Origin of the sequence: Allobosea sp. Root381 (assembly GCF_001429395.1) — a bacterium.
Classification (GTDB): domain Bacteria; phylum Pseudomonadota; class Alphaproteobacteria; order Rhizobiales; family Beijerinckiaceae; genus Allobosea.
This window is the reverse complement of the sequence record NZ_LMJT01000006.1, coordinates 1-21,077: the sequence shown is the minus strand read 5'-3', so window position 1 is coordinate 21,077 and position 21,077 is coordinate 1. Positions and strand designations below refer to the sequence as shown.

The 21,077-nt window shown below is 65.9% G+C and carries 32 protein-coding genes and 1 pseudogene; 1 reads left to right on the top strand and 32 read right to left on the bottom strand.

Going from position 1 to position 21,077, the window contains the following annotated elements:
- Window positions 1-214: 214 nt before the first annotated feature.
- Both ASE63_RS07670 and crcB read right to left on the bottom strand, forming a co-directional pair.
- Window positions 215-1,561 (bottom strand): RluA family pseudouridine synthase, encoded by a 1,347-nt coding sequence (locus ASE63_RS07670; protein WP_056799063.1) that lies wholly within the window; start codon window positions 1,559-1,561, stop codon window positions 215-217.
- Window positions 1,558-1,941: a fluoride efflux transporter CrcB gene (crcB, locus tag ASE63_RS07665; RefSeq protein ID WP_056799060.1), complete on the bottom strand. Its 384-nt coding sequence runs from the start codon at window positions 1,939-1,941 to the stop codon at window positions 1,558-1,560. Before crcB ends, ASE63_RS07670 begins: the two co-directional genes overlap by 4 nt.
- Before the next feature lie 269 nt (window positions 1,942-2,210).
- On the opposite strand from crcB, the gene ASE63_RS07660 reads away from it, so the two are divergent.
- Window positions 2,211-3,368, top strand: a complete 1,158-nt coding sequence (locus tag ASE63_RS07660; protein WP_156410239.1) for a porin — start codon at window positions 2,211-2,213, stop codon at window positions 3,366-3,368.
- Between the two features lies 1 nt (window position 3,369).
- Here the strand turns inward: ASE63_RS07660 and ASE63_RS07655 are convergent, their stop codons facing one another.
- The 30 genes and pseudogenes from ASE63_RS07655 to ASE63_RS26425 form a co-directional block, all read right to left on the bottom strand.
- Complete coding sequence (locus ASE63_RS07655; RefSeq protein WP_056799056.1) at window positions 3,370-4,674, bottom strand: replication-associated recombination protein A; 1,305 nt, start codon at window positions 4,672-4,674, stop codon at window positions 3,370-3,372.
- The gene (locus ASE63_RS07650) at window positions 4,671-6,086 is read right to left on the bottom strand and encodes a DegQ family serine endoprotease (RefSeq protein WP_056799055.1); all 1,416 of its coding nucleotides are present in this window, start codon (window positions 6,084-6,086) and stop codon (window positions 4,671-4,673) included. The genes ASE63_RS07655 and ASE63_RS07650 overlap by 4 nt, the downstream gene beginning before the upstream one ends.
- A gap of 144 nt (window positions 6,087-6,230) precedes the next feature.
- Window positions 6,231-6,647 carry a 50S ribosomal protein L17 gene (gene rplQ, locus ASE63_RS07645; RefSeq protein ID WP_056799052.1) on the bottom strand — a complete coding sequence of 139 codons (417 nt, stop codon included), beginning with the start codon at window positions 6,645-6,647 and terminating at the stop codon, window positions 6,231-6,233.
- Window positions 6,648-6,755: 108 nt separating this feature from the next.
- A complete protein-coding gene (locus tag ASE63_RS07640; protein WP_056799049.1) occupies window positions 6,756-7,772 on the bottom strand; it encodes a DNA-directed RNA polymerase subunit alpha in 1,017 nt (338 codons plus the stop codon).
- Between the two features lie 87 nt (window positions 7,773-7,859).
- Window positions 7,860-8,249, bottom strand: coding sequence for a 30S ribosomal protein S11 (gene rpsK / locus ASE63_RS07635; protein ID WP_043237079.1), 390 nt, complete (start codon window positions 8,247-8,249; stop codon window positions 7,860-7,862).
- 115 nt (window positions 8,250-8,364) lie between these two features.
- The gene (gene rpsM / locus ASE63_RS07630; protein WP_056799042.1) at window positions 8,365-8,733 is read right to left on the bottom strand and encodes a 30S ribosomal protein S13; all 369 of its coding nucleotides are present in this window, start codon (window positions 8,731-8,733) and stop codon (window positions 8,365-8,367) included.
- A gap of 238 nt (window positions 8,734-8,971) precedes the next feature.
- Complete coding sequence (locus tag ASE63_RS07625) at window positions 8,972-9,556, bottom strand: adenylate kinase (RefSeq protein WP_056799039.1); 585 nt, start codon at window positions 9,554-9,556, stop codon at window positions 8,972-8,974.
- Entirely contained in the window at window positions 9,556-10,893 is a 1,338-nt protein-coding gene (gene secY, locus ASE63_RS07620) for a preprotein translocase subunit SecY (protein ID WP_056799036.1), read from the bottom strand. Before secY ends, ASE63_RS07625 begins: the two co-directional genes overlap by 1 nt.
- A 259-nt stretch (window positions 10,894-11,152) precedes the next feature.
- A complete protein-coding gene (rplO, locus tag ASE63_RS07615) occupies window positions 11,153-11,629 on the bottom strand; it encodes a 50S ribosomal protein L15 (RefSeq protein ID WP_056799033.1) in 477 nt (158 codons plus the stop codon).
- A gap of 15 nt (window positions 11,630-11,644) precedes the next feature.
- Window positions 11,645-11,839, bottom strand: a complete 195-nt coding sequence (gene rpmD, locus ASE63_RS07610; RefSeq protein ID WP_056799314.1) for a 50S ribosomal protein L30 — start codon at window positions 11,837-11,839, stop codon at window positions 11,645-11,647.
- Between the two features lie 10 nt (window positions 11,840-11,849).
- Window positions 11,850-12,410, bottom strand: a complete 561-nt coding sequence (rpsE, locus tag ASE63_RS07605) for a 30S ribosomal protein S5 (RefSeq protein ID WP_056799028.1) — start codon at window positions 12,408-12,410, stop codon at window positions 11,850-11,852.
- 152 nt (window positions 12,411-12,562) lie between these two features.
- On the bottom strand, window positions 12,563-12,925 hold the full coding sequence (rplR, locus tag ASE63_RS07600; RefSeq protein ID WP_056799026.1) for a 50S ribosomal protein L18: 363 nt from the start codon (window positions 12,923-12,925) through the stop codon (window positions 12,563-12,565).
- 5 nt (window positions 12,926-12,930) lie between these two features.
- Window positions 12,931-13,464, bottom strand: coding sequence for a 50S ribosomal protein L6 (gene rplF, locus ASE63_RS07595; RefSeq protein WP_056799022.1), 534 nt, complete (start codon window positions 13,462-13,464; stop codon window positions 12,931-12,933).
- A gap of 35 nt (window positions 13,465-13,499) precedes the next feature.
- On the bottom strand, window positions 13,500-13,898 hold the full coding sequence (rpsH, locus tag ASE63_RS07590; RefSeq protein ID WP_056799020.1) for a 30S ribosomal protein S8: 399 nt from the start codon (window positions 13,896-13,898) through the stop codon (window positions 13,500-13,502).
- A gap of 12 nt (window positions 13,899-13,910) precedes the next feature.
- On the bottom strand, window positions 13,911-14,216 hold the full coding sequence (gene rpsN / locus ASE63_RS07585; RefSeq protein WP_056799018.1) for a 30S ribosomal protein S14: 306 nt from the start codon (window positions 14,214-14,216) through the stop codon (window positions 13,911-13,913).
- A 36-nt stretch (window positions 14,217-14,252) separates the two neighbouring features.
- A complete protein-coding gene (gene rplE, locus ASE63_RS07580; protein ID WP_056799015.1) occupies window positions 14,253-14,819 on the bottom strand; it encodes a 50S ribosomal protein L5 in 567 nt (188 codons plus the stop codon).
- Window positions 14,812-15,129 carry a 50S ribosomal protein L24 gene (gene rplX / locus ASE63_RS07575; RefSeq protein ID WP_056799011.1) on the bottom strand — a complete coding sequence of 106 codons (318 nt, stop codon included), beginning with the start codon at window positions 15,127-15,129 and terminating at the stop codon, window positions 14,812-14,814. Before rplX ends, rplE begins: the two co-directional genes overlap by 8 nt.
- The gene (rplN, locus tag ASE63_RS07570) at window positions 15,129-15,497 is read right to left on the bottom strand and encodes a 50S ribosomal protein L14 (RefSeq protein ID WP_054144259.1); all 369 of its coding nucleotides are present in this window, start codon (window positions 15,495-15,497) and stop codon (window positions 15,129-15,131) included. The genes rplX and rplN overlap by 1 nt, the downstream gene beginning before the upstream one ends.
- 214 nt (window positions 15,498-15,711) lie before the next feature.
- Window positions 15,712-15,954, bottom strand: a complete 243-nt coding sequence (rpsQ, locus tag ASE63_RS07565; protein WP_056799008.1) for a 30S ribosomal protein S17 — start codon at window positions 15,952-15,954, stop codon at window positions 15,712-15,714.
- An 11-nt stretch (window positions 15,955-15,965) separates the two neighbouring features.
- On the bottom strand, window positions 15,966-16,178 hold the full coding sequence (rpmC, locus tag ASE63_RS07560; protein WP_056799005.1) for a 50S ribosomal protein L29: 213 nt from the start codon (window positions 16,176-16,178) through the stop codon (window positions 15,966-15,968).
- A gap of 11 nt (window positions 16,179-16,189) precedes the next feature.
- Complete coding sequence (gene rplP / locus ASE63_RS07555; RefSeq protein ID WP_056799002.1) at window positions 16,190-16,603, bottom strand: 50S ribosomal protein L16; 414 nt, start codon at window positions 16,601-16,603, stop codon at window positions 16,190-16,192.
- A gap of 18 nt (window positions 16,604-16,621) precedes the next feature.
- Window positions 16,622-17,335: a 30S ribosomal protein S3 gene (rpsC, locus tag ASE63_RS07550; RefSeq protein WP_056798999.1), complete on the bottom strand. Its 714-nt coding sequence runs from the start codon at window positions 17,333-17,335 to the stop codon at window positions 16,622-16,624.
- 10 nt (window positions 17,336-17,345) lie between these two features.
- A complete protein-coding gene (gene rplV, locus ASE63_RS07545) occupies window positions 17,346-17,729 on the bottom strand; it encodes a 50S ribosomal protein L22 (protein ID WP_056798997.1) in 384 nt (127 codons plus the stop codon).
- Between the two features lie 3 nt (window positions 17,730-17,732).
- Entirely contained in the window at window positions 17,733-18,011 is a 279-nt protein-coding gene (rpsS, locus tag ASE63_RS07540; protein ID WP_056798994.1) for a 30S ribosomal protein S19, read from the bottom strand.
- Window positions 18,012-18,019: 8 nt separating this feature from the next.
- Window positions 18,020-18,862 (bottom strand): 50S ribosomal protein L2, encoded by an 843-nt coding sequence (rplB, locus tag ASE63_RS07535; RefSeq protein WP_056798991.1) that lies wholly within the window; start codon window positions 18,860-18,862, stop codon window positions 18,020-18,022.
- Window positions 18,863-18,877: 15 nt separating this feature from the next.
- Window positions 18,878-19,189 (bottom strand): 50S ribosomal protein L23, encoded by a 312-nt coding sequence (locus ASE63_RS07530; protein ID WP_056798987.1) that lies wholly within the window; start codon window positions 19,187-19,189, stop codon window positions 18,878-18,880.
- Window positions 19,186-19,806, bottom strand: coding sequence for a 50S ribosomal protein L4 (gene rplD / locus ASE63_RS07525; RefSeq protein ID WP_056798982.1), 621 nt, complete (start codon window positions 19,804-19,806; stop codon window positions 19,186-19,188). Before rplD ends, ASE63_RS07530 begins: the two co-directional genes overlap by 4 nt.
- Window positions 19,806-20,531, bottom strand: coding sequence for a 50S ribosomal protein L3 (rplC, locus tag ASE63_RS07520; RefSeq protein WP_056798979.1), 726 nt, complete (start codon window positions 20,529-20,531; stop codon window positions 19,806-19,808). Before rplC ends, rplD begins: the two co-directional genes overlap by 1 nt.
- 70 nt (window positions 20,532-20,601) lie before the next feature.
- Window positions 20,602-20,910 (bottom strand): 30S ribosomal protein S10, encoded by a 309-nt coding sequence (rpsJ, locus tag ASE63_RS07515; RefSeq protein WP_043237115.1) that lies wholly within the window; start codon window positions 20,908-20,910, stop codon window positions 20,602-20,604.
- 68 nt (window positions 20,911-20,978) lie between these two features.
- Window positions 20,979-21,077: pseudogene (locus ASE63_RS26425) on the bottom strand (elongation factor Tu); the annotation flags it as partial.

The window sequence follows — 21,077 nt, the reverse complement described above, 5'->3', positions numbered from 1 at the left end:
GGACGCAGCGGAATTCTGGGCGTTAGCCGGAACGGCTGTGGCAAGGAGCAGGCCGGCAAGCAGGAAGGCGAAACGAGACATCGGAGCACCTGCGACAAGAGAACGGGAACAAATTTAGAACACAGTCAAATCTGTTCCGCAATCGTTCACTTACGTTAGGTCACATCAACTTCATTCCGACTCGTGTTTCGGCGCCCTTGCGCGCTCTCGGGGCTCAAGCGTCGGGCGCGTCGACGATCGGGTCGTAGCGCTCATCCTCGAAGCCCAGCAGGTTCCAGCTCTGGCGCATATGCGGCGGCAGCGGCGCGCTGACGTCGATCGTACCCTTGCCGCGCGGATGCGGCACGACGATGCGCCGGGCCAGCAGATGCAGCTTGTTCTGGATGCCGCCCGGCAGTTCCCAGTTCTGGATGTTGAAGTATTTCGGATCGCCCACGATGGGATGGCCGATATGGGCGGCATGGGCGCGCAGCTGGTGGGTGCGCCCCGTGACCGGCTTCAGCGAAAGCCAGCCGAGCTTCTGCGCCGCGGTCTCGACCACGGCGTAATAGGTCACGGCATGCATGGCGCCGTCCTCGCCATGCTTGGCGACCGCCATGCGCTGGTCCCCGTCATAGGCCTCCTCACGGGCGAGGTAGGTCGAGATCCGGCCCTGGCGCACGCGCGGTACGCCGGCGACCAGCGCCCAGTAGACCTTGCGCGCCGAGCGCGAGCGGAAGGTCTTGGCCAGCGTCGCAGCGGCGAAACGCGACTTGGCGATGACGAGGCAGCCGGCGGTGTCCTTGTCGAGCCGGTGGACCAGGCGCGGCTTCTGGCCGCTCTTGTCGGTCAGGACCTCGAGCATCTGGTCGACATGGCGGGTCGTGCCGGAACCGCCCTGCACGGCGAGGCCGGCCGGCTTGTTCAGCACCATGACGTCGTCGTCCTCATAGAGCGTGATCGAGCGCAGGAAGCCGATCGTATCCTCGTCCGCCTTGGCCGAGCGCGGCCGCTCGGCATTGGGCTCGAGCTTCAGCGGCGGGATACGTACGGTCTGGCCCTCTTCGAGCCGGTCCTTGCTGTCGGCGCGCTTGCCGTTGACGCGAAGCTCGCCCTTCCGGACGATGCGCTGGATATGGCTGAAGGAGAGCTGCGGGAAGCGGCTTTCGAGGAAGCGGTCGATCCGCATCTCGTTCTCGTCGGCGGTGACCACGAGTTGCTGCACGCCGGTGGCCAGTACCTGCGCGGTCTCGGCCTTCACCTCGGCGCGGGTCGGCGCATCGCTGATAGGCGCCTTGCGCGGCGCGGCCGGCTTGGGAGAGGGCTTGGGAGCCGGCTTCCTTGGGCCGGCCGCGCGCGGCGCGGGATGATGCGGCTTCGGGTTGCGCGTCGGCTCGGTGCGAATCTCCGCCTCCTCGCGCACAGGCCGCGTCGCGGCGCGGGCCGAGCGGCGCGCGTCATGGCTCGGCCGCTTGCCCTTCGGCCCTGCGGATGCCGGCGTCCTGCCGCCACGCCCGGGGCCTGCCCCCGCTCCCCTGCCGCCTGCCTTGCCGGCACCGGCTCCCTTGCCACCGCTTCTCATGACAGGCTCCGGACGAGTGCGAGGCCGGCGCCGAGAGCAGCCAGCGAGAGGACGACGGAACCGGCGACATAAGCCGCGGCGAGCATGGCCTCGCCCCGCTCCCAGAGCAGCATCGCGTCGAGCGAGAAGGCCGAGAAGGTGGTGAAGCCGCCGAGGATGCCGGTGGTCAGGAACAGGCCGAGATGGCGCGACCAGTCGGGCTGCATCCTGAAGGCAAGCCAGCCTGCGACCAGCCCCATCAGGGCCGAGCCCGCAATATTGATCAGCATCGTGCCGGCCGGGAAGCCGGTGCCGAACCAGCGGGGCGAGACGAGATTGACGCCGTGCCGCAGCACGCCGCCGATGCCGGCCCCCAGGAAAACCAGAACAGTCGAGGTCATGCCCCTGCAATAGCCAGCGCACTGCGGCCGCACAAACGAATTCGGGCCATGAGCCGGGTTAGGGCCTGATTGACTTGGCTCCGCACGCAGGGGCTTCATGGACTTGGGGATCAGGGGGCTGCGACGGCATGTCGAAAGCGGCAAAGGATGTGGCAAGCGGGCCGGGCGCCCCGTCTGTCCTTGTCCTGATGCTCGCCCTCGCAGGCGCAACCGGGACGCTGTGGCAGGTTGAGGCCGCCCCCCTTCGCCCGCTGCCGGCCAAGGCGCCCATGCTGGCTCGAAGCTGCATCATCAAGGCCCCCGACATTGCGCCCGTGTTCCCGTCGCCCGATGCAGAGGCCAAGACCGCCGAAGATTCGAGCGACGATAAGGACGACGACGATGATGATGATGATGACGACAGCCCCGGCCTGATCCTGCCGGGCTCGGCAACTTGTCTTGCGATCTCGGGCACGCTCACGGCCGGCTTGCAATTCGACAGCTACCGGGTGCCGCGGGGCGGCTCGCAGGTACCGCCGGACGGCTTCACCTGGCTGCCCAGCGCCTCCTTCCGGATCGAGACCGCGCATGACCTCGCCTCGGGGCTCAGGCTCGGCACTGCCTTCGAAATGTCGGTAGCCACCAATCCCGGCCAGCCCGACAGCGTGACGCTCGACGAGGCGACCGTCACGCTCGGCACCGTCACCTTCGGCCTGACCGATTCCCGTTTCAACTTCTGGACGGGCGACGAGTTCGCCTTCAGCGCGCGGCTGCCGGCCAGGAACGCCACCCTGATCGCTTGGGAACGCGACCTGACGGATCGCTGGAACCTCGCGCTCTCGCTCGAGGAGCCGTCGGCGGGGACCACGGCCTCGCTGCCGGCGCCCGCCAGCCGTGTCCCCGACGGGGTGGCGCGCATCACCTATACGAACGGCCCGCTGACCGTGCATCTGGCCGGCGCCCTGCGCGAGGTGGCCGGCCGTCCTGCCAGGCTCGGCCGCGCCGGCATTCTCGGGGCCACCTATGAGCTTAACGTGCTCGGCGCCGCCGGCGAGGTCACCGCGCAGATCGCAGGCGCCATCGACGCGGCGCCCTATATCGGCTCGTCGCTGGACGCGGCTGTGGTAAGGCAGGTCCTGCTCCCGCAGGATTCGACGCGCGGTTTCTCGGCCGTGCTCGCGGCCCGCCGGGAATGGAGCGAGCACTGGGCGAGCAACGTCTATGTAAGCCGCTACCTGATCACGCTGCCGCTGCCGGCGCAGGCCAAGGGCAAGCTCAGGATCGACCGGCTCGCCGCCAATCTCGTCTGGACGCCCCTGGACGGGTTCAAGGCCGGCTTCGAGGCGACGCTCGCCTGGGGCCGCGCCGAGATCGCAAGCCGCACGCTGCCGGCAACCCTCGGCGGGCGCCAGATTTCGGGGCAGCTGTTCCTGGAGCGGACGTTTTAGACTACCCCCGCTCCTGACGGAGCTTCTCCCAATATTCCAGCCGCTTCCTGATCTCGCGCTCGAAGCCGCGCTCCGGCGGGTCGTAGAACTGCTGGCGGCCAAGTGCGTCGGGCCAGTAATTCTGCCCCGAGAATGCATCCGGCGCGTCGTGGTCATAGGCGTAGTCGGCGCCGTAGCCCTCCTGCTTCATCAGCTTGGTCGGCGCATTGAGGATCGTCTTGGGCGGCATCAGCGAGCCGCGCTCTGCGGCGACCCGGCGCGCCGCCTTGTAGGCCATATAGGCCGCGTTCGATTTCGGCGCGGTGGCGAGATAGATCACCGTGTTGGCGAGCGCGAGTTCGCCCTCCGGCGTGCCGAGCTGCTCATAGGTCTCGGCCGCGGCCCGGGCATGGACCAGCGCCTGCGGGTCGGCGAGCCCGATATCCTCGACCGCCATCCGGACCAGCCGACGCGCCAGGAAGCGCGGATCCTCGCCGGCATCGAGCATGCGCGAGAAATAGTAGAGCGCCGCGTCGGGGTCCGAGCCGCGGATCGTCTTGTGCAGCGCCGAGATCAGGTTGTAGTGGCCGTCCTGCGCCTTGTCGTAGATCGGAGCGCGCCGCTGGATCACCTCGGCCAGCCCGGCCTCGTCGAAGATTTCGTCGGGCTTGGCGGCGCGCCAGAGCTCCTCGGCCAGCGTCAGCACCGCCCGGCCGTCGCCATCGGCGAAGCGGGCCAGCGCCGCCCTCGCTTCCGGCGTCAGCGGCAACTCGCGGTTCTCCAGCAGCTCGGCGCGGCCGAGCAGGAAGAGCAGCGAGCCCTCGTCGAGCGACTTGAAGGTCAGCACGCGCGCCCGAGAGAGCAGCGCCGCATTGAGAGCGAAGGACGGGTTTTCGGTGGTGGCGCCGACCAGCGTAATCGTACCGTCCTCCATCACCGGCAGGAAGGCGTCGAGCTGGGCACGGTTGAAGCGGTGAATCTCGTCGACGAAGAGCAGTGTGCCCTTGCCGCCGAGCCGGCGCCCGCGCGCGGCCTCGAAGACCTTCTTGAGATCGGCGATTCCGGAGAAGATCGCGCTGATCTGCTCGAAGCCGAGATCGACCTGCCCTGCCAGCAGCCGCGCGACCGTGGTCTTGCCGGTGCCCGGAGGGCCCCAGAAGATCAGGCTGCCGAGCGAGCCCGACTGCACCAGCCGCGTCAACGCCCCCTCCGGGCCGGTCAGGTGCTCCTGGCCCGCGACCTCGGCAAGCGTGGTCGGCCGCAGGCGATCGGCCAGCGGGCGCGGGCCGGACTTGTCCAGCCCGGAGGCGGCGAAGAGGTCGCTCACCCCGGAAAGACCGAGGTGATGCTCTGCCCGCCCCGCGAGATCGTCACCTCCCAGGCACGCCGCCGCTCCCTGAAGGCGTTCTCGACGTCGCGCGACCGCGTCATCCGCTCGCCATTCAGCGCCTGGACGATGTCGCCCTTCTGGAAGCCGATCCGCTGAGCCGTGCCGCCCTCCTCGAGTTCCGCGACCACGACCCCTTCCGTGCCGGCATCGATGCCGAGCTCCTCAGCCAGCGCCGGCGACAGGTTCATCACTGTCGCCCCCGCCAGCGGCGAGCGGCCGGAAAGCTTTACCGGCTCGCGCGGGCGCAGTTCCGGCGCAGGAGTCAGGGCGATCGGCAGGGCGATCCGCTTGCCGCCGCGCAGGACGGTGAGCTCCACAGTGCCGCCGATCGGCCGCGTCGCGAAGCGGTAGCCGAAGGATTCCGGATCATCGACGCTGACCCCATCCACGGCCAGAATCACGTCGGAGCGGCGCAGGCCGCCCTCGGCGGCCGGGCCCTTCTCGACGACGCTGGCGACGACCGAGCCCGCAGGGCGGTCCAGCCCCAGCCCATCCGCCACATCGGCCGTCAGCGCCTGCAGGCGAGCGCCGAACCAGGGCCTGCGCACGGTCTTGGCACCAGCCTTGGCGCTTTCCAGGACCACCCGCACCATGGCGGAGGGAATCGCGAAGCCGATACCGTGACTGCCGCCGGAGCGCGAGAAGATCGCCGTGTTGATGCCGATCACCCGGCCCTGCATATCGACCAGCGCACCGCCGGAATTGCCGGGATTGATCGCCGCATCGGTCTGGATGAAGGACTGCGCGTCGCCGACGCCGACCTGCGTGCGCGCGAGCGCCGAGACGATGCCCTGCGTCACCGTCTGGCCGACGCCGAAGGGATTGCCGATCGCCAGCACGATGTCGCCGATCTCGACCTTGTCGGAATCGGCGAGGTCGATCGCCGTCAGGTCCTTGGCGTTGTTGAGCTTGAGGACGGCGAGATCGGTACGCTGGTCGCGCAGCAGGATCGTCGCCTCGACCTCGCGCTTGTCGGCAAAGGCGACCTTGACCTCGCTCATGCCCTCGATGACGTGGTTGTTGGTCACCACGAGGCCGCTCGCATCGACGATCACGCCCGAGCCGAGCGAGCGCTGCACGCGCTCCTGCGGCACGCCGAAACCGCGATCGCCGAAGAAGCGCCGGAAGAACGGATCGTCCATGAACGGGTTGCGCGGCTGCTTCTCGACACGTGCGCCATAAACGTTGACGACAGCGCCGGCGCTTTTCTTCACCACGCCGGCGAAAGACAGCGAGATTTCCGCCCGCGATTCGGGAACCTGTCGCTGCTGTACCTGCGCGATGGCGGGCGAAGTCAGCAGCACGGCGGCGGCAAGCGCCCCCCGGATGACGGTGGCTCGGCCTGGCATGTCGAATCTCCTTCGCGATCACCGCGACTCGGCCTGAGAAATAGGGCGAGGACGACGGCATTTCCAGCCAAGCGGTCGCCCGGCCGGAACGAAAAAGGGCGGCCCGATGGGCCGCCCTTCGATCTCTGGGGAACTGAGCCGGGCTCAGGCCGCCTCGTCTTCCGCCGTGAAGACCGGGCCGGAATCCAGCCCCTTGGCATCGACGTCGCGATCGACGAACTCGATGATCGCCATCGGCGCATTGTCGCCGAAACGGAAGCCCGCCTTCATGATGCGGAGATAGCCGCCGTTGCGCTCCTTGTAGCGCGGGCCCAGCACCGCGAAGAGCTTGCCGACCAGCGCGACGTCCTTGATCTGCGCGATCGCCTGGCGGCGGGCATGCAGGTCGCCGCGCTTGGCGAGCGTGATCAGCTTCTCGACGACCGGACGCAGGTCCTTGGCCTTCGGCAGCGTGGTGGTGATCTGCTCGTGCTTGATCAGGGCCTGGGACATGTTGGCGAACATCGCCTTGCGATGCTCGGCCGAGCGATTGAAACGACGACCGCGAAAACCGTGACGCATGATTGGCTCCTTCGGTAATTACGGCCGCCGTGCCACGGTACGGCCGTTCTTTATGCTCCATCGCGTCTGCGACGGGCGGGGATGGCGCGGGACGAGCCCGCGCCGGGATCAGTAGTGCTCCTCGAAGCGCTTCGCCAGCTCTTCGATGTTCTCCGGCGGCCAGCCGGTGACGTCCATGCCGAGATGGAGGCCCATGGTGGCGAGCACTTCCTTGATCTCGTTCAGCGACTTGCGGCCGAAGTTCGGGGTGCGCAGCATCTCGCCCTCCGACTTCTGGATCAGGTCGCCGATATAGACGATGTTGTCGTTCTTCAGGCAGTTCGCCGAACGCACCGAAAGCTCGAGCTCGTCGACCTTCTTGAGCAGCGCCGGGTTGAAGGGCAGCTGCGGCGCGGTCGAGACGGCCTCTTCCTTGCGCGGCTCCTCGAAGGTGATGAACACCGCGAGCTGGTCCTGCAGGATGCGGGCGGCGAGCGCCAGCGCGTCCTCAGGCGTCACCGAGCCGTTGGTCTCGATGTTCAGGGTCAGCATGTCGCGATCGAGATTCTGGCCCTCACGGGTGTTCTCGACGCGGTAGGACACCTTCTTGACCGGCGAGTACAGGCTGTCGACCGGGATCAGGCCGATCGGCGCGTCCTCGGGGCGGTTCTGCTCGGAGGGGACATAGCCCTTGCCGGTGTTGACCGTGAACTCCATGCGGATCTCGGAGCCCTCGTCCAGCGTGCAGAGCACGAGGTCGGGGTTCAGGATCGAGACGTCGCCGACGGTGTTGATGTCGCCGGCGGTGACGGTGCCCGGGCCGGTCTTGCGCAGGGTCATGCGCTTGGGGCCCTCGCCCTGCATCTTGACCGCGATGGCCTTGATGTTGAGGACGATGTCCGTCACGTCCTCACGGACGCCCGGGATCGATGAAAACTCGTGCAGAACGCCGTCGATCTGGACCGCGGTGACGGCCGCACCCTGCAGCGAGGAGAGCAGCACGCGGCGCAGCGCGTTGCCGAGGGTCATGCCGAAGCCGCGCTCCAGCGGGCGCGCGACGACGGTCGCCAGCCGCTTCGGATCGTCTCCGACCTTGACTTCGAGCTTGTTGGGCTTTGACAGATCCTGCCAGTTCTTGCTGATCACGACCGCACTCCTCGTGCTTGAATTCAATGGCGGCGGCGGCCGCCCCGGACAGGCGCCCGCCGGTGCGGGCGCCTCGAAGGTCACAGCTCAGACGCGACGGCGCTTGCGCGGGCGGCAACCGTTGTGCGGGATCGGCGTCACGTCGCGGATCGAGGTCACGGTGAAGCCAGCGGCCTGCAGCGCGCGAAGAGCCGATTCACGACCCGAACCCGGACCGGTAACCTCGACCTCGAGGGTGCGCATGCCATGCTCGGCGGCCTTGCGGGCGGCGTCTTCAGCGGCAACCTGCGCGGCATAGGGGGTCGACTTGCGCGAGCCCTTGAAGCCCATCGTGCCGGCCGACGACCACGAGATCGTGTTGCCCTGCGCGTCGGTGATGGTGATCATGGTGTTGTTGAAAGAGGCGTTCACATGCGCGACGCCGGAAACGATGTTCTTGCGTTCGCGACGACGGACGCGCTGGGCTTCCTTGGCCATAGTCTTCTCTCTTGTCCTTCAGACGCGCCCGTGATGCCAGGCGCTGGGGAAGCCGCCCGCCCCTGCTGGGGTCAGGCGGCGCAAAGCAGCGGGCCGGAGAACCGGCCCGCCGAAATCACTTCTTCTTGCCGGCGATCGGCTTCGCCTTGCCCTTGCGGGTGCGGGCGTTGGTATGCGTGCGCTGGCCGCGGACCGGCAGCGAGCGGCGATGACGGAGGCCGCGATAGCAGCCGAGATCCATCAGGCGCTTGATGTTCATCGAGACGTCGCGGCGCAGATCGCCTTCGACGAGATAGTCGCGGTCGATCGCCTCACGGATCTGGAGAACCTCGGCGTCGGTCAGCTGGTTGACCCGACGCTCGTCGGCGATGCCGACCTTCGCGCAGATTTCCTTGGCCTTGTAGGCGCCGATGCCGTGGATGTACTGCAGGCCGATGACGACGCGCTTGTTGGTCGGAATGTTGACGCCCGCGATACGAGCCATGATCGTCTCTCCATGTCGGCCGGATCGCGCCCGATGGCGGCCCGGCGGTGAACAAGAAACTCCGCGCCGGTGGAGGCCGGCCTCTGCGAAGCGTTGAACCAGCTCCATGCAGGAACGCGACGCCGCCCCTTCTCGCGAAGGTAACGGCATCGCTGGCATGAAACCGGAAGTCGGGTCGTTAGTCGCTTGATCACGGAGAGTCAACCCGCCGTGACCAAGAAACGTGCCAACGCCGAAATCAGTTGGAAGTCAGAGCCTTCTCGATGGCGGCGGAGACGCCGTCGATCGGCTGCATGCCATCGATCGTCACGACCTGTCCGCGCGAGGCGTAATATGGCGCCACGACCGCAGTGTCGCGGTTATAGGCCTCGAGCCTGGTCTTGAAGACCTCCGGGTCGTCGTCCTTGCGCACCGGCTGCCCGGCCGCCCTCGCCTCTTCGGCACGCTTGACGATGCGATCGACCAGCTTGCCCTGGTCGACCTGGAGCTCGAGCACCTTGTCGAGCTTCAGCCCCTTGGAAGCGAGCATGCCGTCCAACGCCTCGGCTTGCGCCAGCGTCCGCGGGAAACCGTCGAGGATGAAGCCCTTCTTGGCGTCGGCCTCCTCGATCCTGTCGGCGACGATGCCGATCACGATCTCGTCCGAGACCAGACCGCCAGCATCCATCACCGCCTTGGCCTTCACGCCGACCGGCGTGCCGGCGGCGACCGCGGCGCGCAGCATGTCGCCCGTCGAGAGTTGCGGAATGCCGTGCTTCGCGACGATGCGCGCAGCCTGAGTGCCTTTACCCGCCCCCGGCGGCCCCAGGAATATGAGTCGCATCAGCGCTTGGCCCCCCTGAGCTTAGCCTTCTTCACCAGCCCCTCATATTGATGGGCCAGCAGATGTCCGTGAACCTGCGCCACGGTATCCATGGTCGTCGTCACCACGATGAGCAGCGAAGTGCCACCGAGGAGGATGATCGGAATCTGGGCATAGGTGATCATGAATTCGGGAATAAGGCAGACGATCGTCAAATAGCCGGCCCCGAGCACGGTGATGCGCGTCAGCACGCGGTCGATATGCTCGGCGGTGCGCTCCCCCGGGCGGATGCCCGGCATGAAGCCGCCATGCTTCTTGAGATTGTCGGCCGTCTCCACCGGGTTGAACACGATCGCGGTGTAGAAGAAGCAGAAGAAGATGATCAGCGCCCCATAGAGGATCATGAACAGCGGCCGGCCATGCGCGAGATAGGTCGCAACGACCGATAGGAAGCCTGTGCCGCCGGAGGCCTGGCTGAAGCTCGCGATCGTCGTCGGCAGCAGCAGCAGCGACGAGGCGAAGATCGGCGGGATGACGCCGGCCGTGTTGAGCTTCAGCGGCAGGAACGAGGTCTGGCCCTCATACATCCGGTTGCCGACCTGGCGCTTGGGATAGTTGATCAGCAGTCGGCGCTGGGCGCGCTCCATGAAGACCACAAAGCCGATGACGCAGATCGCCATGACCAGGATCAGGAGCAGCAGGCCGGTCGAGATCGCCCCCTGGCGGCCGAGTTCCAGCGTCTGCGCGAGCTGCGACGGAAACTCCGCGATGATGCCCGAGAAGATGATCATCGAGGTACCGTTGCCGATGCCACGGCTGGTGATCTGCTCGCCCAGCCAGAGCAGGAACATGGTGCCGCCGACGAGCGTGATCGTGGTCGAGAGCAGGAAGAACGGCCCCGGCTCCAGCACAAGATTGCCCGAGCCCTGCAGGCCGACGCCGATGCCATAGGCCTGGAAGATCGCGAGCACGAGGGTGAGGTAGCGGGTGTACTGGTTCAGGACCTTGCGGCCCTGCTCGCCCTCCTTCTTCAGCGCCTCGAACGTCGGGACGACGCTGGAGAGGAGCTGGATGATGATCGAGGCCGAGATGTACGGCATGATCGCCAGCGCGAAGATCGCCAGGCGGCCGACGGCGCCGCCCGAGAACATGTTGAACATGCCGAGCATGCCGGACTGCGATTGCCTGAACAGATCGGCGACGGCCTCGGGGTTCATGCCCGGCAGCGGGATGTAGGTGCCGATCCGATAGATGATCAGCGCCCCGAGGGTGAACCAGATCCGCTTCTTCAGCTCGTCCGCCTTGGCGAACGCCCCGAAGTTCAGGTTGGAAGCAAGCTGTTCAGCCGCCGATGCCATGCGTCTGTCCTTAACGTCGCGGTTCGTTTCCCAAGACGACGACGTCGTCAAAGGCGATCGAGGGAAGACCCCAGATCCATGCCTGAACCCTCAAGGCCGAGGCTCAGGCATGGACCCCGTCTCTGCGCTCCTTCCGGCCGGGACGGCCGCCCCATGCAAGCTCTTATGGCCGCATCGTCGGAGCACACTCAAACAGTCGAACGGCGGCCAGGGCGCAAGGCCCGGCCGCCGTTCGCAAGCGCTCATGTAAGCGCTGGTGTCACGCCTGTGAAGCGGCAGCCAGAATCTTGACCGAACCGCCGGCCTTCTCGATGGCCTCGACCGCGCCCTTGGACGCGCCGGCAACCTCGAATGCGAGCTTGGTCTTGAGTTCGCCCACGCCCAGGATCTTCACGCCGTCCTTGGCCTGGCGGGTGATCACGCCGGCGGCGACCAGCGCCTCGATCGTAATCGCGCCCTTGGCGTCCAGCTTGCCGGCTTCCACCGCCTGCTGGATGCGCCCGAGGTTCACCTCGTTCAGATCCTTGGCGAAGAGATTGTGGAAACCGCGCTTCGGCAGGCGACGATAGAGCGGCATCTGGCCGCCTTCGAAGCCCTTGACCGCCACGCCGGCACGGGCCTTCTGACCCTTGACGCCACGGCCGCCGGTCTTGCCCTTGCCGGAACCGATGCCACGGCCGACGCGGATGCGCGACTTGTGCGCGCCTTCATTGTCACGGATGTCGTTGAGTTTCATCGAACGATACCCCCCTCACTTCGCGTCGACGACGCGCACGAGGTGCCTGACCTTATCGATCATGCCCCGCACGGACGGCGTATCGACCAGGGTCGACTGCCGGCGGATCTTGTTGAGGCCGAGACCGATCAGGGTCTGGCGCTGCGACGCCTCGCGGCGGATCGGGCTGCCGATCTGCTCGACGACGACGGTCTTCTCACCTTTTGCCATGGTCGAACCCTCACGCTTCGGCCGCAGCATCCGCGCCGGCATCGCGGCGGCGGGTCTGCAGGGAGGAGACCTTGAGGTTGCGACGCGCGGCGACGCTGCGCGGGCTGTCCTCGTTCTTCAGCGCGTCGAAGGTGGCGCGAACCAGGTTGTAGGGGTTCGACGAGCCGAGCGACTTCGACACCACGTCCTGCATGCCGACCGCCTCGAACACGGCGCGCATCGGACCACCGGCGATGATGCCGGTACCGGCAGGAGCCGCGCGCAGCACGACCTTGCCAGCGCCGTGGCGGCCCTGCACGTCGTGATGGAGGGTGCGGCCCTCGCGCAGCGGGATACGGACCAGGCCGCGCTTGGCGGCTTCCGTCGCCTTGCGGATGGCCTCGGGAACTTCCCGGGCCTTGCCGTGGCCGAAGCCGACGCGGCCCTTCTGGTCGCCGACGACGACGAGCGCGGCGAAGCCGAAGCGACGCCCGCCCTTCACCACCTTGGCGACGCGGTTGATGTGGACCAGACGGTCCACGAATTCGGAATCGCGCTCTTCGCGATCGCGGTCACGAGGCTCTCTCGCCATTGTCTTTCCTCTTACTTGCGCGGCGACGAGGTCCAGGCCCCGCGCCGCTCGCTCGAGCGTTCCTGATGGAACGACTTCTCTTCAAAAGATAGAGCCCGGCCCCTGCCCCGGCGCCTTGCGGCGTCGAAGCTGGAAAACCGGGTTGGTCCAGGTCAGAAGTTCAGGCCGCCTTCGCGAGCCGCTTCCGCCAGCGCCTTGACGCGGCCGTGATACATGTAGGCGCCGCGGTCGAAGACCACGTCCTTCACGCCGGCCTTGACGGCACGCTCTGCGATGAGCTTGCCGATCGTCGAAGCGGCATCGACATTCGCGCCCGACTTGATGTCGCCGCGGATGTCCTTGTCGAGGGTCGAGGCCGACGCAAGGGTGAGACCCTTCGCGTCGTCGATGACCTGGGCATAGATCTGCTTGCCGGTGCGGTGCACGGACAGGCGGGCGCGGCCATTGGCAACGGCCTTGATCGCGCGGCGAACGCGGGCCTTGCGGCGCGCAGTGTTTTCGGTCTGCTTGCTCATGGCGCTTACTTCTTCTTCCCTTCCTTGCGGAAGATGAACTCGCCGGCGTACTTGACGCCCTTGCCCTTGTAAGGCTCGGGCCCGCGATAGTCGCGGATCTCGGCTGCGGTCTGCCCGACCACCTGCTTGTCGATGCCGGTGATGACGATCTCGGTCGGCTTCGGCGTCGTGATCGCGACGCCCTCCGGCACCGGATAATCGATGTCGTGGCTGTAGCCGAGCGAGAGCTTGAGCACCTTGCCGTTGACGGCGGCCTTGTAGCCGACGCCGTTGATCTCGAGCTTCTTCTCGAAGCCGGCGGTTGTGCCGACGACGAGATTGGCGATGCGGGCACGCGAGGTGCCCCAGAGCGAACGGGCGCGCTTGCTCTGCGAACGCGGCTGCACCGCGATCGCGCCGTCCTCCATGACGACGGAGACGTCGTCGGGAACGGTGAAGGACAGCTCGCCCTTCGCGCCCTTGATCTTGACGAGCTGGCCGGCGACGTTGGCGGTGACGCCAGCGGGAACCGGAACCGGCTTCTTACCAATACGAGACATTGGATCTCTCCTGAAAATGAGCGGCGTCTGTAAGGTCAGAAGACCTTGCAGAGCACTTCGCCGCCCACGTTCTGCTCGCGGGCCAAATGATCGGCCATCACGCCCTTCGGGGTCGAGACGATCGTCACGCCAAGGCCGTCGGCCACGCGCGGCATTGTCTCGACCGACGAATAGACGCGTCGGCCGGGCTTCGAGACACGGGAGATCGACCGGATGACCGGCTGCCCCTCGTGATACTTCAGCTCGATGTCGAACTCCGTCCGGCCGTTGCCGAACTCGGTCTGCGAATAGCCGCGGATGTAGCCCTCGGACTGAAGCACGTCGAGCACGCGGGCCCGCAGCTTCGAACCGGGCGTCGAAACGCGCGACTTGCGCCGCATCTGCGCATTGCGGATGCGGGTCAGCATATCTCCAAGCGGATCAATGATCGCCATGTTGCGTACTCCTCACCAGCTCGACTTGACGAGGCCGGGAACCAGCCCCTTGTTGCCAAGCTCGCGCAAAGCAACGCGCGACATCTTCAGCTTGCGATAGAACGCGCGCGGACGACCCGTCACTTCGCAGCGGTTGCGCACCCGGGTCGGGGCCGAGTTGCGCGGCAGTTCGGCCAGCTTGAGGCGAGCGAGGAAGCGCTCGTCCATGGACTGGCTTTCGTCATTGGCGATCGCGAGAAGCCGCTCGCGCCTGCCCGCGAACTTCTTCACGAGGGCCTTGCGGTGGTTGTTGTTCTCGACGGAGCTTTTCTTAGCCATCGATCTCTCCTGGTTTCCGCGTATGAGCGGTGAGGCTCACTGCCGGAACGGGAAGTTGAAGTGCTTGAGCAAGGCGCGTGCCTCGTCGTCCGACTTCGCAGTCGTGCAGACGATCACGTCCATACCCCAGACCTGGTCGACCTTGTCGTAGTTGATCTCGGGGAACACGATGTGCTCCTTGATCCCGAGCGCGAAATTGCCGCGCCCGTCGAAGGACTTCGGGTTGAGGCCCCGGAAGTCGCGAACACGCGGCAGCGCGATGGTGACGAGCCGGTCGACGAACTCGAACATCTTGGTCTTGCGCAGCGTGACCTTGCAGCCGACCGCCATGTTCTCGCGCAGCTTGAAGCCGGCGATGGCGAGACGGGACTTGGTGATGACCGGCTTCTGGCCGGCGATCAGGGCGAGGTCGCCGGCGGCGTTGTCGACCTTCTTGCGGTCGGCAGTCGCTTCACCGACACCCATGTTGATGACGACCTTCTCGATGGTCGGCACTTCCATGGCGTTCTTGTAGCCGAACTCGGCGATCATCGCCGGACGGACGACGTCCTCGTAATGCTTCTTCATACGCGGCGTGAGGGCCGCCTGCTGATTCTCAGCCATCGATCAGATCCCCCGAACGCTTGGCGAAACGGACCTTGCGGCCATCATCCAGGACCTTGAAACCGACGCGGGTCGGCTTGCCGTCCTTGGGATCGGCCACGGCGACGTTCGACAGGTCGATGGTGGCTTCCTTGGAGATGATGCCGCCCTCGGACTGCGCCGAAGCCTTGGTGTGCTTCTTGACGAGGTTGACACCGCGCACCACGGCGCGGGCATCCTTCGGCAGAACCTGGAGCACTTCACCGGCCTTGCCCTTGTCGCGGCCGGCCAGCACGACGACCTTGTCGCCCTTCTTGATCTTCGCAGCCATCACAGCACCTCTGGCGCAAGCGAGATGATCTTCATGTGGTTCTTCGCGCGCAGCTCGCGCGGAACCGGTCCGAAGATACGGGTGCCGACCGGCTCTTTCTGGTTGTTGATCAGCACGGCCGCATTGCGGTCGAAGCGGATCACCGAGCCGTCGGCGCGCTTGACGTCCTTGGCGGTGCGAACGACGACCGCCTTCATGACGTCGCCCTTCTTCACGCGACCGCGGGGAATGGCTTCCTTGATCGAAACGACGATGATGTCGCCAATGCGGGCATAGCGCCGCTTCGACCCGCCCAGAACCTTGATGCACATCACGCGACGGGCGCCGGAATTGTCGGCGACCTCGAGATTCGTCTGCACCTGGATCATGGCCTTGATCCTTCCATGTGTATCAGCGCGGTTTCCCGCCAGGCATCAGCGCCGACGGGACTACGACTGACGGGGGTCGCTTCGCCCCCTGGCCTCAAAACAAAGCACGATCCGCAAAAGTGGCGCCCACTCTTGCGGCGTAACATGCCCGACTTTTACCTCGCCCCCGCTTCCCGATCGCCCGAGTGATTCGGGCGTCGGACAGCAGGTTGACCTACGCCTTGGGGGCGTTGTCGAGCAAAACCCAGCTTTTCAGCTTGGAAATGGGCTTGGACTCTTCAATCCAGACCTGATCGCCAACCTTGGCCACCTGCGCCTCATCGTGCGCGTGGTAGTTCTTGGTACGGCGAACCGTCTTCTTGAGGAGTGGGTGCGTATAGCGCCGCTCGACCTTGACCACAACAGTTTTGTTCTGCTTGTCGCTGACGACGACGCCCTGCAGCACGCGCTTCGGCATTGTCTAACTCCTCAGGCGCTCGCCGCGACGGTCTTCGACCGCTGCAGCGTCTTGATGCGGGCGATGTCCTTGCGGACTTCGGTCACCCGAGCGGTGTTCTCGAGCTGGCCGGTGGCCTTCTGGAAGCGCAGGTTGAACTGCTCCTTCTTGAGCTTCAGGAGCTCATCCTGAAGCAGGTCCACGCTCATGGCGTTCAGGTCGGACAGGCGTTGCGAAGCTTTCATCTCGTCCTCCCTTACTCGGCGATGCGCTGAATGAAGCGCGTCTTGATCGGCAGCTTGGCGGCACCCAGGCGCAGCGCCTCACGGGCGATATCCTCGGGCACGCCGTCGAGCTCGAACATGATCCGGCCAGGCTTGACCTTGGCTGCCCAGAATTCAGGCGCGCCCTTGCCCTTGCCCATGCGGACTTCGGTCGGCTTCTTGGAGACCGGCACGTCAGGGAAGATGCGGATCCAGACGCGGCCGGCGCGCTTCATGGCGCGGGTGATCGCGCGGCGGGCCGCCTCGATCTGCCGGGCGGTGACGCGCTCAGGCTCCTGGGCCTTCAGGCCGAACTGGCCGAAGTTCAGGTCCGTGCCGCCCTTGGCGACGCCGGAAATGCGCCCCTTGAACTGCTTGCGGAACTTGGTTCTTTTCGGTTGCAACATGGCTCTTCTCGATCAGCCTTACGCAGCCTGCTCGCGACGCTCGCGACGCTCACCGGAGCGGCCGCCTTCGTCCGAGAGACGCTTGTCCTGGGCCATCGGGTCATGCTCGAGGATCTCGCCCTTGAAGATCCAGACCTTGATGCCGCACGTGCCGTAGGTGGTGAAGGCGGTGCCCACACCGTAATCCACATCGGCGCGCAGCGTGTGCAGCGGCACGCGACCTTCGCGATACCATTCGAGGCGCGCGATCTCGGCGCCGCCGAGACGGCCCGAGCAGTTGATGCGGATGCCCTCGGCGCCGAGACGCATGGCCGACTGAACGGCCCGCTTCATGGCGCGGCGGAACGCGACGCGGCGCTCGAGCTGCTGCGCGATCGAATCGGCGACGAGCGTCGCGTCGATCTCCGGCTTGCGCACCTCGACGATGTTAATCGCAACATCCGCCTTGGTGAGCTTCATCACCGTCTTGCGCAGCTTCTCGATGTCGGCGCCCTTCTTGCCGATCACCACGCCCGGACGAGCCGAGTGGATGGTGACGCGGCACTTCTTGTGCGGGCGCTCGATGATGATCTTCGAGATCGCGGCCTGCTTGAGCAGCTTCATCAGGGCGGCGCGGATAGCCATGTCCTCATGGAGCAGCTTGCCGTACTCGCCCTTCTGCGCGAACCAGCGGGAATCCCAGGTCCGGTTGATGCCGAGGCGAAGCCCGATCGGATTGATTTTCTGACCCATCGTTCTCTCCTCAGGCCTTCGCAGCCTGGACTTCGCGCACCACGATCGTGATGTTCGCGAACGGCTTCAGGATGCGGGCGCCACGGCCGCGGGCGCGGGCATGGAAGCGCTTCATCACGAGCGCCTTGCCGACGAAGGCCTGGGCCACGACGAGATCGTCGACATCGAGATCATGATTGTTCTCGGCGTTGGCGATCGCGCTCTGAAGGCACTTGCGGACGTCGAGCGAGATCCGCTTGCGCGAGAACTCGAGATCGGCGAGCGCGGTCGAGACCTTCTTGCCCCGGATCAGCTGGGCGACGAGGTTGAGCTTCTGCGGCGAGACGCGCAGGTTACGGGCGACCGCAACCGCTTCGTTCTCGGGCAGCGCACGGGGGGCTGATGCTTTACCCATGGCTTACTTCCTCTTCGCCTTCTTGTCGGCAGCGTGGCCGTGGAAGGTGCGCGTCGGCGAGAACTCGCCGAACTTGTGGCCCACCATTTCCTCGGACACGGACACCGGCACATGCTTATGGCCGTTGTAGACGCCGAACGTCAGACCGACGAACTGCGGAAGGATCGTGGAGCGACGGCTCCAGATCTTGATGACCTCGGACCGGGTCGCCGAACGGGCAACCTCGGCCTTTTTCAGAAGGTATCCGTCGACAAACGGACCTTTCCAAAGCGAACGCGCCATGACGGACCTCAGTTCTTCTTCTTGCGGGCGTGACGGCTCGACACGATGAACGTATCGGTCCGCTTGTTCGAGCGGGTCTTCTTACCCTTGGTCGGCAGACCCCAGGGCGTGACCGGATGACGGCCGCCCGAGGTACGGCCTTCACCACCGCCGTGCGGATGGTCGACCGGGTTCATCGAGACGCCGCGGTTATGCGGACGACGGCCGAGCCAGCGCGAGCGACCCGCCTTGCCGTCGTTCCGGTTCATGTGATCCGGATTCGAGACGGCGCCGACGGTAGCATAGCACAGGCCCGAGATCAGGCGCTGTTCGCCTGAATTCAGGCGGACGATGACGTAGCCCTGGTCGCGGCCGACGATCTGGGCGTAGTTGCCGGCCGAACGGGCCAGCTGGCCGCCCTTGCCGATCTTCAGCTCCAGATTGTGGACGATCGTGCCGATCGGCAGCGAGCCCATCGGGGCCGCGTTGCCGGGCTTCACGTCGACCGACGGGCCGGAGACGACGCTGTCGCCGACGGCCAGGCGCTGCGGGGCCAGGATGTAGGCCTGCTCGCCGTCCTGATACTTGATCAGGGCGATGAAGGCGGTGCGGTTCGGATCATACTCGATCCGCTCCACGACGGCCGGGATGCCATCCTTGCCGCGACGCTTGAAATCGATCAGGCGCAGCGTGCGCTTGTGTCCACCGCCGCGGAAGCGGACGGTGATGCGGCCGAGATTGTTGCGGCCGCCCGAGGACGACTTGCCCTCGGTCAGCACCTTGAGCGGCTTGCCCTTGTAGAGCTCGCTGCGGTCGACGATCACGAGCTGGCGCTGGCTCGGCGTGATCGGCTTGAAGCTTTTCAAAGCCATGATGACGATCTTTCCTTACAGGCCCGTGGTCACGTCGATGGAGTGACCTTCCTCGAGGGTCACGACCGCCTTCTTGACATCCGAGCGCTGGCCGAGCCGGCCCCGGAAGACCTTCATCTTGCCTTCGGTGACGAGCGTGTTGACGCTCTTCACCTTGACATCGAACAGCTTCTCGACCGCCGCCTTGATCTGCGGCTTGGTCGCGGTCTTGGCGACCTTGAAGACGACCTTGTTGTGCTCGGAGAGCATGGTCGCCTTTTCGGTGATCACCGGGCCACGGATGACGTCGTAGTGGCGCGGGTCCAGGTTCTTGGCGGACTGGCTCATTTGAAGCGCGCCTCCAGCGCATCGACAGCCGCGCGCGTCAGGACGAGCTTGTCGCGACGCAGGATGTCATAGACGTTGATGCCCTGAACCGGCAGCACGTCGACATTCGGGATCGAACGGGCAGCCAGGCCGAAATTGGTGTCGATCTCGGCGCCGCCGATCACCAGCGCGCTGGACAGGTCCAGCTTGCCGAAATGCCCGAGCAGCACCTTGGTCTTCGGCTCGTTCAGCTTGACGTCATCGATGATGATGAGGCCGGCATCCTTAGCCTTGGCCGAGAGCGCATGGCGGAGCGCCAGCGCACGGACCTTCTTGGGCAGATCATGGGCATGGTCGCGCAGAACCGGACCGAAGGCCTTGCCGCCGCCGCGGAACTGCGGAGCCGAAGCCGCACCGTGGCGAGCGCCGCCGGTACCCTTCTGCTTGTAGATCTTCTTGCGGGTGCGGTCGACCTCCGACCGGCCCTTGGACTTGTGCGTGCCGGCGCGGCGCTTGGCGAGCTGGTAGCGCACCATGCGGGCGAGAAGATCGGCGCGCGGCTCGAGGCCGAAGATCGCATCCGAGAGCTCGACCGAGCCGGCCGAGCCACCTTCCAAGGTGGTGATATCGAGTTTCATCACGCGTTCTCCTCAGCCTGGGCCGCAGGAGCCTCTGCCGTCGCCTCGCCGGCGGACTTGAACTTGCCAGGCAGCGGCGCATCCTTCGGAAGCGGGCGCTTGATGGCGTCACGGACGTGGATCCAGCCGCCAGCAACGCCGGGAACGGCGCCCTCGACCAGGATCAGACCGCGCTCGGCATCCGTCTGGACGACGCGCAGGTTCTGCGTGGTGACGCGCTCGGCGCCGAGATGGCCGGGCATCTTCTTGTTCTTGAAGGTCTTGCCCGGGTCCTGACGGCCACCGGTCGAACCGATCGAGCGGTGCGAGACCGAGACACCGTGCGTGGCGCGCAGACCGCCGAAGTTCCAGCGCTTCATGCCGCCGGCAAAACCCTTACCGGTGGTGGTGCCGCTGACATCGACGAACTGGCCGACGACGAAGTGGTCCGCGGTGAGCTCGGCGCCGACCGGGATCAGCGCATCATCGCTGACGCGGAACTCGACCACCTTGCGCTTGGGCTCGACCTTGGCGACCGCGAAGTGACCGCGCTCCGCCTTCGAGACATTCTTCACCTTCGCCGCGCCGGAGCCCAGCTGCACGGCCACATAGCCGTTCTTCTCGATCGTGCGATGCGCGACGACCTGGCAGTTGTCGAGCTTCAGCACGGTGACCGGGATATGCTCGCCGGCATCGGTGAAGATGCGGGTCATCCCGACTTTCTGTGCAATCACACCGGAACGCATCGGTGCATACCTTCCTCTTGGGTCATGTCCATCCGGGGGAACCGGAAACAGAGGACCCGTTTAAACTGGATCAGAGCTTGATTTCGACGTCGACGCCGGCGGCGAGATCAAGCTTCATGAGGGCATCGACCGTCTGGGGGGTCGGGTCGACGATGTCGAGAACCCGCTTGTGGGTCCGCATTTCAAACTGCTCGCGCGACTTCTTGTCGATGTGGGGCGAGCGGTTGACCGTGAACTTCTCGATGAGCGTCGGCAGCGGGATGGGGCCGCGGACCTGAGCGCCCGTCCTCTTTGCGGTCGACACGATCTCGCGCGTCGAAGCGTCGAGAATGCGGTGGTCGAACGCCTTGAGGCGGATCCGGATGTTCTGACCGTTCATGGTCTCAATCTTCCTCGTGACGTGAAAGGGCGAAGGCCCGACAGGGCCTGCGCCCTCACGAAAACGCGTTACGCGATGATCGTTGCGACGACGCCGGCGCCGACGGTACGGCCGCCTTCACGGATGGCGAAGCGGAGCTTCTCTTCCATCGCGATCGGGACGATCAG